The 14,150-nt window shown below is 48.1% G+C and carries 14 protein-coding genes; 8 read left to right on the top strand and 6 right to left on the bottom strand.

Features of this window, described 5'->3' with window-relative positions:
• Window positions 1-8: 8 nt before the first annotated feature.
• The 4 genes from NSS79_RS28630 to NSS79_RS28615 are packed head-to-tail and all read left to right on the top strand — an operon-like array spanning window position 9 to window position 2,640.
• Window positions 9-932, top strand: coding sequence for an ABC transporter ATP-binding protein (locus NSS79_RS28630; RefSeq protein ID WP_342437109.1), 924 nt, complete (start codon window positions 9-11; stop codon window positions 930-932).
• Window positions 925-1,662: an ABC transporter permease gene (locus NSS79_RS28625; protein WP_342437108.1), complete on the top strand. Its 738-nt coding sequence runs from the start codon at window positions 925-927 to the stop codon at window positions 1,660-1,662. The genes NSS79_RS28630 and NSS79_RS28625 overlap by 8 nt, the downstream gene beginning before the upstream one ends.
• A 9-nt stretch (window positions 1,663-1,671) precedes the next feature.
• Window positions 1,672-2,406, top strand: coding sequence for an ABC transporter permease (locus NSS79_RS28620; RefSeq protein ID WP_342437107.1), 735 nt, complete (start codon window positions 1,672-1,674; stop codon window positions 2,404-2,406).
• A gap of 42 nt (window positions 2,407-2,448) precedes the next feature.
• Complete coding sequence (locus tag NSS79_RS28615) at window positions 2,449-2,640, top strand: PspC domain-containing protein (RefSeq protein WP_342437106.1); 192 nt, start codon at window positions 2,449-2,451, stop codon at window positions 2,638-2,640.
• A gap of 663 nt (window positions 2,641-3,303) precedes the next feature.
• On the opposite strand, the gene NSS79_RS28610 is transcribed toward NSS79_RS28615, so the two are convergent.
• The 3 genes from NSS79_RS28610 to NSS79_RS28600 are packed head-to-tail and all read right to left on the bottom strand — an operon-like array spanning window position 3,304 to window position 5,973.
• Window positions 3,304-4,860, bottom strand: a complete 1,557-nt coding sequence (locus tag NSS79_RS28610; RefSeq protein WP_342437105.1) for a hypothetical protein — start codon at window positions 4,858-4,860, stop codon at window positions 3,304-3,306.
• The gene (locus NSS79_RS28605; RefSeq protein WP_342437104.1) at window positions 4,857-5,591 is read right to left on the bottom strand and encodes an ABC transporter ATP-binding protein; all 735 of its coding nucleotides are present in this window, start codon (window positions 5,589-5,591) and stop codon (window positions 4,857-4,859) included. Before NSS79_RS28605 ends, NSS79_RS28610 begins: the two co-directional genes overlap by 4 nt.
• Window positions 5,575-5,973, bottom strand: a complete 399-nt coding sequence (locus NSS79_RS28600) for a GntR family transcriptional regulator (protein WP_038596091.1) — start codon at window positions 5,971-5,973, stop codon at window positions 5,575-5,577. The genes NSS79_RS28605 and NSS79_RS28600 overlap by 17 nt, the downstream gene beginning before the upstream one ends.
• Before the next feature lie 210 nt (window positions 5,974-6,183).
• Here NSS79_RS28600 and NSS79_RS28595 point away from each other — a divergent pair, with 210 nt between their 5' ends.
• Window positions 6,184-7,542, top strand: a complete 1,359-nt coding sequence (locus tag NSS79_RS28595) for a TrkH family potassium uptake protein (protein WP_342437103.1) — start codon at window positions 6,184-6,186, stop codon at window positions 7,540-7,542.
• Between the two features lie 15 nt (window positions 7,543-7,557).
• The gene (locus NSS79_RS28590; protein WP_341096059.1) at window positions 7,558-8,226 is read left to right on the top strand and encodes a TrkA family potassium uptake protein; all 669 of its coding nucleotides are present in this window, start codon (window positions 7,558-7,560) and stop codon (window positions 8,224-8,226) included.
• A gap of 134 nt (window positions 8,227-8,360) precedes the next feature.
• Here NSS79_RS28590 and NSS79_RS28585 read toward each other — a convergent pair whose 3' ends face one another.
• From NSS79_RS28585 to NSS79_RS28575, 3 genes are read right to left on the bottom strand one after another with little or no spacing between them, the layout of a single operon-like run.
• Complete coding sequence (locus tag NSS79_RS28585) at window positions 8,361-9,053, bottom strand: hypothetical protein (protein ID WP_342437102.1); 693 nt, start codon at window positions 9,051-9,053, stop codon at window positions 8,361-8,363.
• Window positions 9,050-9,991, bottom strand: a complete 942-nt coding sequence (locus NSS79_RS28580) for an ABC transporter ATP-binding protein (protein ID WP_342437101.1) — start codon at window positions 9,989-9,991, stop codon at window positions 9,050-9,052. The genes NSS79_RS28585 and NSS79_RS28580 overlap by 4 nt, the downstream gene beginning before the upstream one ends.
• Window positions 9,988-10,359: a GntR family transcriptional regulator gene (locus tag NSS79_RS28575; protein WP_342437100.1), complete on the bottom strand. Its 372-nt coding sequence runs from the start codon at window positions 10,357-10,359 to the stop codon at window positions 9,988-9,990. Before NSS79_RS28575 ends, NSS79_RS28580 begins: the two co-directional genes overlap by 4 nt.
• A 320-nt stretch (window positions 10,360-10,679) precedes the next feature.
• On the opposite strand from NSS79_RS28575, the gene NSS79_RS28570 reads away from it, so the two are divergent.
• Both NSS79_RS28570 and NSS79_RS28565 read left to right on the top strand, forming a co-directional pair.
• Window positions 10,680-12,947: an AraC family transcriptional regulator gene (locus tag NSS79_RS28570; protein ID WP_342437099.1), complete on the top strand. Its 2,268-nt coding sequence runs from the start codon at window positions 10,680-10,682 to the stop codon at window positions 12,945-12,947.
• 240 nt (window positions 12,948-13,187) lie between these two features.
• Window positions 13,188-14,144, top strand: coding sequence for an ABC transporter permease subunit (locus NSS79_RS28565; RefSeq protein WP_342437098.1), 957 nt, complete (start codon window positions 13,188-13,190; stop codon window positions 14,142-14,144).
• Window positions 14,145-14,150 lie beyond the last annotated feature (6 nt).

Raw genomic sequence — 14,150 nt, 5'->3', positions numbered from 1 at the left:
AATTTTATATGAATGATTTTGTGATTGAAACGAAACAACTGACAAAAATTTACGGAGAGCAGACAGCAGTTAGCTCAGTCAATCTCCATGTAAAAAAAGGTCGGATTTACGGTCTGTTAGGGCGCAACGGAGCCGGGAAAACCACTATTATGAAAATGATTTTAGGGTTGACTCCAATCACATCTGGCGAGGTAGATGTATTAGGACGAAATATCAAAGGTCAAGAAAAACGGGTATATCCCCGTATCGGTGCTATTATCGAAACACCGGGATTTTATCCAAATTTGACAGGAACGGAAAACTTGGAGATTTTTGCGAAGCTGCGTGGTACAGCCGCCCCACACGCAGTTGAAGACGCATTGAAAGTAGTAGGATTACCTTATAAAGACAAAAAGTTGTTTAGTAAGTATTCCCTTGGAATGAAGCAGCGTCTTGGTATTGCGAACGCTATTTTGCATGACCCGGAAGTGCTGATTTTGGACGAACCTACAAACGGTCTTGACCCTATCGGCATTGCAGAAGTAAGAGATTTTATTGAGAATTTGAGCGTTGAGCGAGGAAAGACAATTCTTATTTCCAGTCATATTCTTTCGGAAATTTCATTATTGGCTGATGATATTGGAATCATCGACCACGGCGTTCTTTTGGAAGAAAGCAGCATGAGCGAACTGGAAAAGAAAAACCGCAAATATATCCTGCTGCAAGTTTCAGACATTCCGAAAGCATCACTGATTTTAGAACGTCAATTTCACTTGAAAGATTATTCTGTTCAAGACGACCATACTTTACGGCTTTATGACACCGCTCTGGATATGGGTGAAATCAATAAAGCCCTTGTGACGCAGAATGTGACCGTTATCAGTTCGGGGCTTTGTAATGACACCTTAGAGGACTATTTCAAAAAAATCACAGGAGGAGAAGGCATTGCTTAGACTTATTCAAATAGAATTCCTTAAACTGCGCCGCAGGAAACTTCTCTGGCTAATGTTGTTGGCCGCCCTCTTTATGCCGTTTTTCGCACTAATATACTTCCAATATGTGGGGGAAGCAGGTGGTGACCCGGTACAGTTTTATAAATGGTCAGCGTTTGGTTATACGTTTTTGATTATCTTGCCTTTCGTTTTGGGAATACTTTGCACCATGCTTATGTACGATGAAAACCAGCACGATATGCTCAAACAACTTTGGATTGTGCCCATCAGCAAAATGGGATACTTTTTCAGCAAATTTTTTGTAGTTTTGATTTACTCCATTTGTTTCATGCTGATTACAGCCGTTGCGTCTGTTATGTTCAGTGTACTTCCCGGATATGTCGCATTTGAATGGGGAAGCGTTTTATATTTGCTGGAAAAATGTTTAGAGATTGGTGTTATTACTGCTTTTGCTATGCTGCCGATTTTGGCAATAGCTGCGTCGCAAAAAGGATACATCATTCCTATTTGTATGACATTGGTTTATACCTTTCTCAGCTTCTTTCTAATAACGGTAAATATGTATCTTCACCCGTTATCCAGTATGGCAGTTATAATTGCGCGAAATAGAGATATCCCGGGTATTGTATTTACACAAGCAATTAATGTTCCATTGGCATTTCTTTGTATTTGCGTTTGGGATATTGCTGCGGTATTGCTTGCGAATATCGCATTGGGAAGAAGAAAGTGAGGTGAAAGAATGCTAAAATTACTTTGGGCGGAACGTCAAAAGCTTCGCCGTTCAAATATTGTTTGGATTGCAGTTTTTGCAACAGTTATGGTAGCGGTTATTGTCTTTTTAGGAGGGCAGGATGTGTATGATGGCTCTCGGAATATAGACAATGCAGGCTGGTATATGACTGTGGCTCAACCATGGGCAACCTTTTTTGTTCTTCCTGCGGTCATTGCCCTTTTGGGCAGTTATATGATTTGTCGTGAAGAAGAGGATGACACTATGAAATCTCTGCGGCTTATTCCCATAAATGAAGCGAAATTGATCGTTGCAAAAATGATTATTACTTTCGCATTCAGCATACTCATTTACTTGCTGCTCTTTGCTATAACATTTTTGGTTGAGGCGATTTTACATTTTTCCGATTTGTCAGTAGAAATAGTTTTAGGTTTTCTGAAAGCATATTTTCTGGATGGCTTAGGTATATTTCTTGCTATCTCACCCATCATTGCTTTTGTATCGCGTATGAAAAAGGGATATTGGCTTGCGTTATTATTTGCTGAAATTTATTCTTTTGCCGGACTATTTATGAGTATGTCAAATTTCCTAAAAGCCTTTTATCCCATTACGGCTGTATTTACTATTTCTGGCTACTATGACGCATCAACAAGTCAAGTAATACTTAGTTGCATCAGCTTACTGCTTTGCGGGGGGCTTTCTGCCTTTATACTGAAAGGGCTAAAACATAGTAAAAATAATTGAAGTTACAAACTATTTATCATAATCCGGGAGGTGGTTGCACTTATGAAAAAAAAATTATATAGGGTCAGGCAAGGAAAATGGATTGCTGGCGTTTGTGGCGGTATTGCCAAATACTTTGATGTAAACCCCAAAGTGGTACGGTTACTCTGGGCGGTATTTTTTGCAGTATACGGAAGCGGACTCGTGGCCTATATTCTGTTTTCGATTTTTGTACCGAAAGAGCCAAAAAATTAGAATGAAATAACTTTTGAAATCTGCCGGACGACGGCAAAAGAAAAAATTCGTCGTTCAACAGACCTTGGAGCTGTCGGGTTTATATGTTATGCATTGGGACATCCAGAGGGTTCATTTCCTTGGGGATTAGAAACAACTTATCTGTTGTACATGGCATATATGGTGATTACTATTTTTGCTTTTTTATCTATCCGTTTGTCATGGGGAAAGAGTGAAAAGAAATAGGTTATTTTAATATAATAACATTTATATGGATATTACCCGCCGAATAAAAAAACGGCGCTTTGGCGGGTCATTCTTCATGCCTGAATATCTAAAGCATCCCTCCAAACCCCGTGAAGTTTGGAGGGATTTCTTATGTCGGATACATAGTTAATAGCTTTATTGGTAACTTGTCAAAAAAAGTAATTACTTTCATTGGATAAGTATGCCTATCAATAAGAACTCTTAGAGCAGGTAGAATACGAAATAACATATAAGAGCATATCAACAGATAGTCAAGTCTGCGGCTTCTTCTACTTGATGTGGCATATTTTGCTTTCTTTTCTGTCTATAATTTTTTGAGTGCCAAACCACTCTAACACGCTATTTTTTGTTGTTCCCGAAAGTGACATCAAAGAAATTTCCTCTTACCCCTTTACGTTTACGTGAAGATTGCCAAGCTTATGCTTGTTTTGTTTGGGCTGCAGCCTTCTTCTGCGGAGTTAAGATGAGGTGATAATATTTGGCTCCCGCAAAAATACAGCATACCGCAAGAGGCAGGCCAATGAGCGCAATCCAGCCCAGCAGGCTCCAGTCCGGCATTACACCGCTGTGCATTTCCTTAGGGATCATAAATCTATTGATCAGGACGCTATGCAGGGTGCCCAGAAGCACGATCGGAAGCAGAAGTAAAGATAGTGCCGATGATTTCATCAGATAGTATTCGGCCTGCATCAGGCCAAAGGTTATTGTCAGTGCAAGTGTATAAAGAAGAAATGAAAAGAGCAGCCATGTCAAGGCGTAAGACAGATTGTGCAGATCGATCTTGCCTGTAATGAAGCTTATAATACTCCCTGCAAAAGCGGAAAGCGCCAGAACAATGATGATCCGCATAACAGTAACCCATACAGCAGCAACTCCGGACAGCAGTACAGCCAACCGGCTCTGCGGGAAGCCGAGCAGCCAGGGCAGCTGTTTGCGTTCGAGGCTGCTGCGGCTCATCATCCACAGGAAACCGAACAGAACGGGCATCATAAACAACGCTCTTGAGACGGACTGGATAGCTAATCCGTCTGTTGATCCGTAATAACCAGCTGCGATGAGGAGCGGCGGCACTACCAGCTTCAGGATGACTATGTTCGGATGTTTTTCTATTCGGTGCACCCCGCTGGTATGGAGCCGGAACAGAGTGGTGAATGGCGCTTTGCGGATGGTGAATGTGTTTGTTTTGGCGTTCTTTCCCCATCTTGAATTTGCAGATGAGGGAAGAGCGGCTGATCGGAGTTCCCCCATTGTTCCCAGTCCTTTGCGGGCGATAAGCGGCATCAGGAAGTAACAGAAGGGCCATCCGATTAGAATCAGAGCAATTGCATACATCAACACTGCATTCGGAGAGGCATATTCCACCCCTTTCAGACCAAGAGTGGATGAGCTTAGAAGGCTGGCATAAATAAGCGGCAGCAGCCACAGTAAATTATATGGAATAACCAGCAGCACAGCAGCTTTTCGTGCACGCATAAGCAGGGTGATTGCTAGCCCCCAGACTACTGCTAAAGGCAACGTGGCTATGATGAACAACGTATAGGCGGCAAGCATGTAGATTAGATCCCCAGCCGGAAGCGGGGCATACCGGCCGGCAAGAGCGGAAAGGGCATATACGGCAACTGCAGATGCCATCACCAAAAAGGCGATGTTCAGGCTGTGCTTCAGCAGGCTGGCCACTTTGGCATAGAGCAGTGTAAGCCGGGAATGTGGAAAGGATAAAAACCATTCTCTGTGCTGTTGACCTTGGAATGCCAGGATGTGAAGCGTGGACAGGCCCAGCGTAACGATCCATAGCAGCAGTGCTGCAAAGATAAATGGCGAACGCTGCGTTGCTCTGGTGGCGGGAAGATACATGCCGACAAGCACCATCACACAGAACAGCGATAAGCCAATCAGAATGCTTTTAGATTTCCCTTGTCTGGAAGGGCTGAAACGGCTGTACTCCAACTGAACAAGTGTCTTCAGCGCTGTCATGCGAACACTTCCCTGTAACGAGATTCTACCGATTTGCCGGACTGGCGGAGCAGTTCGACGTCTTCGATGCTCTGGACTCTGCCTTCCCCGATCAGGATCAACCGGTCAAACAGCAGCTCCATCTCGCGGATATCATGGGTTGCGATCAAGAAGGTACGGGCGCCGTCCGCCAGCTCACCCACGACCGCCGAAGCGATCCGTTCTCTGGAGATTAGATCCACTCCGGTGAACGGCTCGTCGAGTATAACCAGCGGTGCCTGGCGCGACAGACAGGTCAGCAGCTGCAGCCTGGCTTCCTCGCCCCGGGACATTGCGGATATCTGCGATTCCGGTGAGACCGAAAGCTCACGGAGCAGTTCCTGTGCTTTCGCCTCATCCCAGTCCGGGTAGATGCCTCCGGCAAAGCCGAGCCACTCCCGGACGGTTAGCCAGCCGGGCAGATTGCTGCGGTCCGGGAGCATGGAAAGTTCGCCAAGGCACTGAACGCCTGCGGGTTTTCCGAAGATGTGAGCCGAGCCGGAATCTGCTGCCGTAAGTCCGGATATGATGCGAAGCAGAGAGGATTTGCCTGCTCCGTTAGGCCCCAGAAGGCCCGTTAAGCTGCCTTGGGGAATTTGAAAGCTGATTCCGTCCAGAATTATTTTCTTCTTTACCTTAAGTTTTATATTATTGCATTCTACTGCCGGAGCTTTTGCTGACAACCCGGCATCCTTATTATGATTCACTGGCATTTGAATCCTCCTTATCGAAATTCAACATTTGTTCAGCAGAGATGCCGAGCGTCCCGGCAACAGCCTTGAACTCCCGGATTGCCTTGCGCATAATGGTTTTGCGCGCCTCACCGATGACGTCTTCCTCGCGGGTAACAAAAGTGCCTTGGCCGCGGTAGGTGACAATCAGCCCCATCCTCTCCAGCTCCTGATAGGTTCTGGCGGCGGTAGTCGGATTAACTCCCCGTCCGGCGGCCAGCTCTCTGACCGAGGGCAGGCGCGAGCCGGGGGGAATAAGGCCGCTGACAATCCGTCCCTGTATGGCTTCGACAAATTGCTCGTAAATCGGAAGCGAGGGGTTGATTTGGAATTGCTCCGGCAAAAGCTCAATAGATGGGTCCATGGGGTCCTCCCCTCATAGTGGTGTTATTGGTGTATGGATACATGCCATACACTTGATGAATGAAGTGTACCACTACACACCATACAATATCAAGTAGAAAATCTCACATCCGTAAATCGCCTTTGTGAAGTTGGACAATAACGTATATAATTTGTATGTTTATTTAGTGTTTATTTCATTTGCAGAAGCGAATATGAGAGGATGAGGAATTTGGCTTCACCGTTTCCCAAAATTTCCAAATTCAGATTCTTGAAGCTTTCCCCGCCTCAGATACTGGTGTTAGGCTTTGCAGCGGTCATTCTGATCGGCACCCTGCTTCTGATGCTGCCCATTTCAAGTGCATCGGGTCACTCGCTCAGCTTCCTTGATGCACTGTTCACCGCAACGTCGGCTACCTGCGTGACCGGACTTGTGGTGGTAGACACGGGGACCTATTTCAGCGTTTTTGGTCAAATTACCATACTGGTGCTGATTCAAATTGGCGGCCTCGGATTCATGACGATGGCGACCTTATTCGCACTCTTGCTGAAACGCAAAATTTCGCTGCGCGACCGGCTTATCCTTCAGGAAGCCATGAATCAGAGCTCGATGGAGGGCATTGTCCGGCTGATCCGCAAGGTGCTGCTCTATTCACTGGCTATTGAGGCAAGTTGTGCGGCCCTGCTAGCGCTGCGTTGGGCGGTGGATATGCCTTTTGGCCGCGCGTTGTATTATGGCATCTTTCATGCTGTCTCGATGTTCAACAATGCCGGGTTTGATATCTTCGGCGGCTACCGCAGCCTGACCGGATACGTCAATGATCCCACTGTGAATATCGTCGTCATGTTCCTTATTGTTTCCGGCGGTATCGGGTTTATCGTCATGTCGGATCTGATGGATTACCGTAAGAGCCGCAGGCTGCTGCTGCACACCAAGGTTGTCCTGTCGATGACGGCGGCGCTGATTCTGATTGGAACAGTAGTCATTTTTGTTTTCGAGTTCACCAACTCACGGACGCTGGGTCCGCTGAACCTTGGCGGCAAACTTTGGGCCTCCTTCTTTCAGTCGGTAACGCCGCGTACCGCCGGTGCCAATACGGTGGATATCGCCGGGCTGCGCCAGGCCTCGCAGTTTTTCATCGTAATTCTGATGTTTATCGGGGCTTCCCCGGGCTCGACTGGCGGCGGGATTAAGACAACAACGTTCACCCTGATGATCGGGGCGGTAGTTTCGATGCTGCGCGGACGTGAGGATATCGTGCTGTTCCGCTACCGGGTGGCGCAGGAGCGTGTGTTCAAGGCGCTGACAATTACGCTGCTTGCTTTACTGCTGATTGTTTCCGTATCGATGGTGTTGTCCACCACGGAAGGACGCCCCTTCCTGATGATTCTGTTCGAAACGACCTCGGCCTTCGCCACTGTGGGCCTCAGCATGGGATTGACACCGGAATTAACGGAAGTCGGCAAGATTCTGATCTGCCTGACCATGTTCGCCGGAAGGCTGGGTCTGCTGACCCTGGCGTATGCGCTCGGCCCGAAACAGGGTAAAGCATTGTATAAGTATCCGGAAGGCAAAATGATAATTGGATAAGGGGTTAAACGAATTATGAAACCACAGCAGTTTGTCGTAATAGGCCTCGGCCGTTTTGGCTCAAGCCTTGCGCTTGAACTGATGGCCATGGGCTATGAGGTGCTTGGGATTGACCATCAGGAGGACCGGGTTGAAGAGATGAGCGGCCGGCTGACTCATGCTGTAATGGCGGATGCTACAGATGAAGGAATTATGCGTTCGCTGGGGGTGCGTAATTTTGACTGCGGTATTGTGGCAATTGGAGATAACATGGAGCGCAGCATACTGGCGGCGATCCTGCTCAAGGAGCTTGGCGTAAAGCAGGTGGTTGGCAAGGCGATAACGATTCTTCACGGGCGGGCGTTGTCCAAGCTGGGGGTCGACCGGGTTATTTTCCCCGAGCGGGATATGGGTGTCCGTGTGGCGCATCAGCTGGTGACGCCCAATCTTCTGGACTATATCGAAATCTCCAAGGATTATAAAATTGTCGAGCTGACCGTGCCTTCCTGCATGAATGGCAAAAGCCTCTCGGAGCTGAACACCCGGGCCAGATACGGCTGCAGCATCATTGCCCTGAACCGTGAGGACGGGATCATCGTCGCTCCTACCGCGCATGATCATGTGAATGAGGGTGATATTATGGTGGTCATTGGCTCCAATCAGAGTATTGAAGAGTTCGAGGACGGAGCTGTAAATGTGGATTAGTGCTATATGCCCGTCTGTGTAGAATTATAAAAGGAATGCAAAACGCCCGGATGCGTATCCGGGCGTTTTTGCTATTGTGGAAGCGAGGCAATGGTAGTGAATATCCGTGAAGGAGGCAGGAATCTGCATTTACTCTACATTCGGATGTCAGTACGGCGGTAAACCAGCCAGCCGGTCACCGCGAACAGCGCAGTGATAACCCACATAAGAACGGAGGTTCCAGGCTGGAACGTCTCCGAAGGAAGCGGTAACAGTGCTGATACATCCATGAATTGCAGAGAAGGCAGCGGGAGGGAGATCAACTCAATCAATCCAAAATATATAATGGCCGAGAAGATCCCGATGACTAATTTGAATCTGTAAAAACAGGAGGCAATCAGGAAGGTGGCCATTGAGATTTCGAGTAAGGTTAGTGTGAACATGTACCAAGAGAGCAATAAAGGCCGGTCCACTTCAACCGGGAGTCCTATGGAAGGCAGAACTGCCCGGCCAATCAGATACAGGATGCTCTCCGCCAGCGCAGCCGAAATGCAGAAACCCAGGAGGGCCAGCAGCGTGCTGACATAGAAATTGCGGCGCGTCACACTGAAGCTGCTCATTAGCGGGAAGGTGATTGCTACCGTAACAATCATGCTAACGATGGAGAAGATGGTAATGATATTCCGGTTGACGCTGAAAATGTTATCCGCTGATCCAGCATCCATGGAAGGCAGGAACTTAAGCAGCAGCACCATGGCGATGTCGACAAGAACAAGTACGCCCAGCAGAATCAAGGATCCTCTGCGGTAATCTTTCAGTTGGAATTTAATTAAACTCCGGGTGCTCATAAATTTCCGCCTCCTTGATTGTTCTCTACATCGCGCAGTGTCAGATATACGAACAGCTTTTGCAGCGGAACCGGAGACAGCTCTACGCCCTGATCCTGCAGCATTTTGCGTTCGGAAGGGTCTGACAGATCTTCCAAGGTGAGCAGGAGTTTGCCGCCCAGGCGTTCGCTGTACAGCACCCGCACGTCCTTCAACAACGCCTCCAGTACCGTGGCAGGCCCAGAAGCATAGGCAGCATTGGCGGCAAAATCCTCCACAGGGCCTTGGAAGGCGATGCGGCCTTTTTTGATGTAAGTCATTCGTTCAAACAGGTTCTCTGCTTCCTCGATCAGGTGTGTAGTTACTACAAAAGTACGGGGGAATTTGCCGTAATCCTCAAGCAGTGTCCGGTAAAAGATTTCACGCATCGAGGCGTCAAGGCCGATTACCGGCTCATCCAGCAGCGTCAGCGGAGCCCGGCTGGCCAGGCCCTTGATGATTCCCGCCATTGATTGTCCGCCGCGCGACAGCTGCTGGTACTTCTTTTTGTTGTCCAGCTGAAACTTGCGCATCAGTTTCTCGGCCAGTTCGCCATCCCAATTCGGATAAAAAAATGAGGCATAGTTGAAGATGTCCTTCAGGGTGTAGCTATCCCAGGAACGTTCATAGGTCTTGACCAGGCAAATACTGCTGAGGGCAGCGGCATTCTCATGCACGGGAGCACCGCCGTAGGTAATTTGTCCGCTGTCCGGGAACCTTTGGCCGGCTATAAGAGACAGCAGGGTGCTTTTGCCGCTGCCATTGGCTCCGATCAGTCCATGAATCACCTGCGGTTCAAGCGTAAGAGAGACATCATGCACGCCTTGGCCTCCGCGGAATACCTTGCTGACATGATTCAGCTCAAGCTCTGCCTCGGGTAGTGCTGCCTTCGCCGCACTCATCTTCCTGGTGATCATCATCGGCTCTCATCCCCCTTGCGGATCATTTCGGACAGTTGCTCGGCCGTAATGCCGAGCTTGCCGGCTTCACGGATCATGGCCACCACGTACTGCTCATAAAACTGCTGCCTGCGCTTATCCGTCAAGTCCGCACGAGCACCTGCTGCCACAAACATCCCAATTCCCCTCTTCTTGTACAATATTCCTTGCTCCACGAGCAGATTCACGCCTTTGGCCGCTGTCGCCGGATTGATGCCATAAAACGAAGCGAACTGATTCGTGGAAGGCACCTGAGATTCTTCCGGTATGGTTCCATCTATGATGTCATTTTCTATTCGCTCTGCGATCTGTACGAATATCGGCCGGGTGTCATCCATTTGAAATCCCAATGCTTCACCACCTAACTGGTTAATTACTCATGCAACTAACCTTAGGGGGAAATAGGTCCAGTGTCAAGGGGTGTCCGGCTATAGCATTGTCAATTTTGCTAATTTGTTTGAAAATTTTTCCTATGCATATATTTAAAATGTTTTTTATAATGATAAAATAACAATAGCCGGGTTATCTGTTTTGAATTAAAATGTAAGCGGTAACAGTGAATGCTGCTGCTGCTACTGGTGCTGGTGTGAATACAGGATTTGTCATGGAGTACGTCCACGGGAAGTATTGTTCAATCTACATATCTACAGAAATCATAAGGGGAGCGAAAATGAAAAAAACACCGATGCTGCTGCAGCTGGCATTGATTCTATTCTGCGTCATGGCCATTCCGACAGCCATCCTGACGTGGTACAGCGGGGCACAGCTTTTACAGAACTCAGAGGAAGCCATCGGAGAATCCACACTTGCCGGGCTGAATGCCAACCGCAAGCTGAACGAGAGCGCGCTCGCTAACCTGGCGCAGGATACGGCACGTTCGGCTGCAACTAACGTTTTTGACCGCATTCGCAATTTCGAGACGTTCGAAGAACTCAACTCCAATTACAATAACGTGAGCAGCGCGCTGACAGTGATGAAGGAGTTGATGAATTTGAACCGCCGGGTAGATGGGACGGAATCCTCCTACTTCTACTTGAATGATTCAGATTATGTTATTTCTACTGACAACGGGATCACGAAGCTGGAGCGGTATGAGTCGATCAGCTGGACAACAGAAGCCCTTAAGGGGCGGAGAGGAATCAGCGGCGTATGGGTCCCCCGCAAGCTGGACTCGGGCGTCAATGTTGTATCGTACGTGTATCCGCTCAATCGTCTGTCTTCCACCACGCACGGATTAATCATCGTTAACATAAGCGAGAGCCAGATCGGTAAATATTTGCATGAAACAGAAGTCGGAGACAGCAACCACCTGCTTCTGGCATCGGACGGCACAATAATATCATACAAGGACAAGTCGAAGCTGCTCACTGACGGTTATGAGCTGCCCTTTATTCGGGATATGCTGACTCAGGAACCCAGTGAAGGTTATACATTCCGTGAGCTTGATGGCAGACGGATGGTTTACGCTTGGAGCCGCTCTTCATTGTCCGGATGGTGGAATGTAAGCTGGAGTTCTATGGATGAGCTGATGACCAAATCACGTGATATGCAGGGGAATATCATTTTGCTTACGGGTGCTATTATATTGCTGGGCACAGTTATGGCTGTCGTTCTCGCGACTTGGCTGTCCAGACCGGTGAGGCAGCTGGTGCGGACGATACGCTCCAAAAGCGATTTGGGTGTGGTGAATAAAAATGAGCTTGCCTTCCTGGATATGGCGTTCAAACGAATGCAGGAGGAAGAGGATAGTCTGTTCCAGCTGCTGCAGGAGCGTGAGCAGGATATCCGCAGTCTCGCTGTTCACCGTCTTTTGCGCGGAGAGATTCCGCCCCGGATCACGGAGGTTTTTCCGGAAGCCTGTTACAGAATCGCCGTTGTCTCCATCGACCAGTATAGAGTATATGTGGGCAATACCAATGTGGAGACACGCAGCTATCACCGGTATCTGCTTAATACGAAGTACGAAAGCTTCTTTCCAGAGGGAATTCTGGCCCGTTCTGTCTATCATAACGACGGCTGTATTGTGATTGTGCTGAACTTTGCTCCGGGTGAGGATGAGCGGAGCAGCGGCCTGATTCATCAGGCGCTGGAAAGGGTCGGGGATCAGTCGCTTGCGCTGCTGGAGCATTCGGTCACGATCGGATTAAGTAATTTGGCTGATGCACCCGAAATGGTTGCCCAGCGGTTGTTTGAAGCGATGGAATTGATTAAGCAGCGGATGATTAATGGTGCCGGCAGCATCATGTACTGGGAGGATGAGGGGGAGAACAGCCGTAAATATATCGACTTCGACTGCAGTGAGCGACGGATTCTCAATTTCCTGGACGCCGGCAACCTGGACGGGATCTTCAAAGAGCTTCAGAGCATCCGCTGTCAGATCAGCTCGGAAGAGAATATTTCCTATGATAATATCATGTTCATTTATCACCAGCTGATAGGTGCGACCATCAAGCATCTTCGTGAAAATCATATCGGTACCGGAAGAATGATTATGGGCAAAGGCAACATATACACCCTTCTGGCTGCGATGGATACGCTTGATGAGCTTGAGGCGTATTTGCATGAAATTTTCCGTGAAATCGTACAGAGTCTGGACCGCAGCACGGGTGAAATCAATCATGGAGAGCGGATCATTCATTATTTGAAGGAACATTACCGTGAAGAAATTGTATTTGAGGATATGGCTAAAGAAATCGGCATCAGCTACTCTTATATGCGCAAGATCGTGTATGAGCTAACCGGAAACAGCATGATTGATTATCTTAATCAGCTGCGTATCGAGAAAGCCAAGGAACTGCTGCTGGATACCGACCTGACGATCAAGCAGATTGCAGCAGAGGTTGGCTATCATAATGTCCAGAGCTTCAACCGGTTTTTCCGCAAGTACGAAGGCATGCCGCCGAGCAGCTACAAGTCGGCCAAGAGCAAGAGCTCCTAGGAGCCTGCTCCTGGCAGTAGCCAGCGGCTTTTTTTTGTTAATGAAAGCGTTTTATTTTTGGGAATACCTATCATAATTGATCATCTCGATGCTGCAGATGCCGCTAAAACCGCGGCCCGATCAAATTTGATGGGGATCATCAATACTCATGATTTTCAAAACTAGACAAAGGGGATAGCATTGAACTCGGGCTGGTGAACACAACCGGCAAGGAGATAATTTGGTGGAGGAGGTGAAAGTTTGAAAGTTGCAAGCGCTTCAAAAACAAATGAACCCGCCTTATTAAGAAACAAACAGGGACTCGGGTATTTCTTACAGCGTGACTGGCAGCTCTATTTACTATTATTAATTCCATTATCTTTTGTAATCGTATTCAAATACCTGCCGATGACAGGACTTGTGCTCGCTTTTAAAGACTACAAGATTGCAAGAGGGGTTTGGGGCAGTGAATGGGTTGGTTTTGAAGTATTCCGGGATATTTTCTCCAAACCAGACTTCACCCGTGCTGTCCGCAATACGCTGATGCTCAATATTCTTGATCTCATATTCAGCTTCACGATGCCGATCCTACTGGCTCTGCTGCTGAATGAAGTCAAAAGCGTAAGGTTCAAACGCGTAAACCAAACCATGCTGTACTTGCCGCATTTCCTGTCCTGGGTCATTATCGGGGCGATCGCTTACCAGCTGCTTAGTCAAGGAAACGGTGTCGTCAATAATTTGATTGAGCTTATGGGCGGTAATCGGGTTCCGTTCCTCCAGGAAGATACGCATTGGCTGATCAGCTATCTGGCAATCGGTGTGTGGTCGAGCATGGGGTGGGGGACCATCATCTATTTGGCGGCCATTAGCGGTATTAACCCGGAGATGTATGAAGCAGCTACTGTTGATGGAGCAGGACGCTGGAGAAAGGTATGGAATATCACAGTTCCTTCCATCCGTGCAACCATTGTAACCTTGCTGATCATGAACCTGGGGAAGATAATGGAGGGCTCGTTCGAGCGTATATTCGTTCTGCAGAACAAGGCCACCACAGAGTACACAACGACCATACCGGTTCTGGTGTACCGTTGGGGGATCGAAAGCGGCAATTTCAGCCGGGCGACAGCGATAGGACTCTTCCAGTCCGTCATCGGCATTCTTCTTGTAATAACGGCTGACCGCGTAGCTAAGAAGCTCGGCGAGGATGGAATATTATAGAAAGGA

The organism is Paenibacillus sp. FSL L8-0436 (genome assembly GCF_038593025.1).
GTDB lineage: Bacteria > Bacillota > Bacilli > Paenibacillales > Paenibacillaceae > Paenibacillus_AQ.
This window is presented reverse-complemented; position numbering and strand designations above follow the sequence as displayed.

Excerpts from the sequence above, each read along its gene's own strand:
- NSS79_RS28605 (WP_342437104.1), bottom strand. The coding sequence starts at position 5,591 with ATGCCAGTGAATCATAATAAGGATGCCGGGTTGTCAGCAAAAGCTCCG.
- NSS79_RS28590 (WP_341096059.1), top strand. The coding sequence starts at position 7,558 with ATGAAACCACAGCAGTTTGTCGTAATAGGCCTCGGCCGTTTTGGCTCA.
- NSS79_RS28570 (WP_342437099.1), top strand. The coding sequence starts at position 10,680 with ATGAAAAAAACACCGATGCTGCTGCAGCTGGCATTGATTCTATTCTGC.
- NSS79_RS28585 (WP_342437102.1), bottom strand. The coding sequence starts at position 9,053 with ATGAGCACCCGGAGTTTAATTAAATTCCAACTGAAAGATTACCGCAGA.
- NSS79_RS28580 (WP_342437101.1), bottom strand. The coding sequence starts at position 9,991 with ATGATGATCACCAGGAAGATGAGTGCGGCGAAGGCAGCACTACCCGAG.
- NSS79_RS28615 (WP_342437106.1), top strand. The coding sequence starts at position 2,449 with ATGAAAAAAAAATTATATAGGGTCAGGCAAGGAAAATGGATTGCTGGC.
- NSS79_RS28620 (WP_342437107.1), top strand. The coding sequence starts at position 1,672 with ATGCTAAAATTACTTTGGGCGGAACGTCAAAAGCTTCGCCGTTCAAAT.
- NSS79_RS28600 (WP_038596091.1), bottom strand. The coding sequence starts at position 5,973 with ATGGACCCATCTATTGAGCTTTTGCCGGAGCAATTCCAAATCAACCCC.
- NSS79_RS28610 (WP_342437105.1), bottom strand. The coding sequence starts at position 4,860 with ATGACAGCGCTGAAGACACTTGTTCAGTTGGAGTACAGCCGTTTCAGC.
- NSS79_RS28630 (WP_342437109.1), top strand. The coding sequence starts at position 9 with ATGAATGATTTTGTGATTGAAACGAAACAACTGACAAAAATTTACGGA.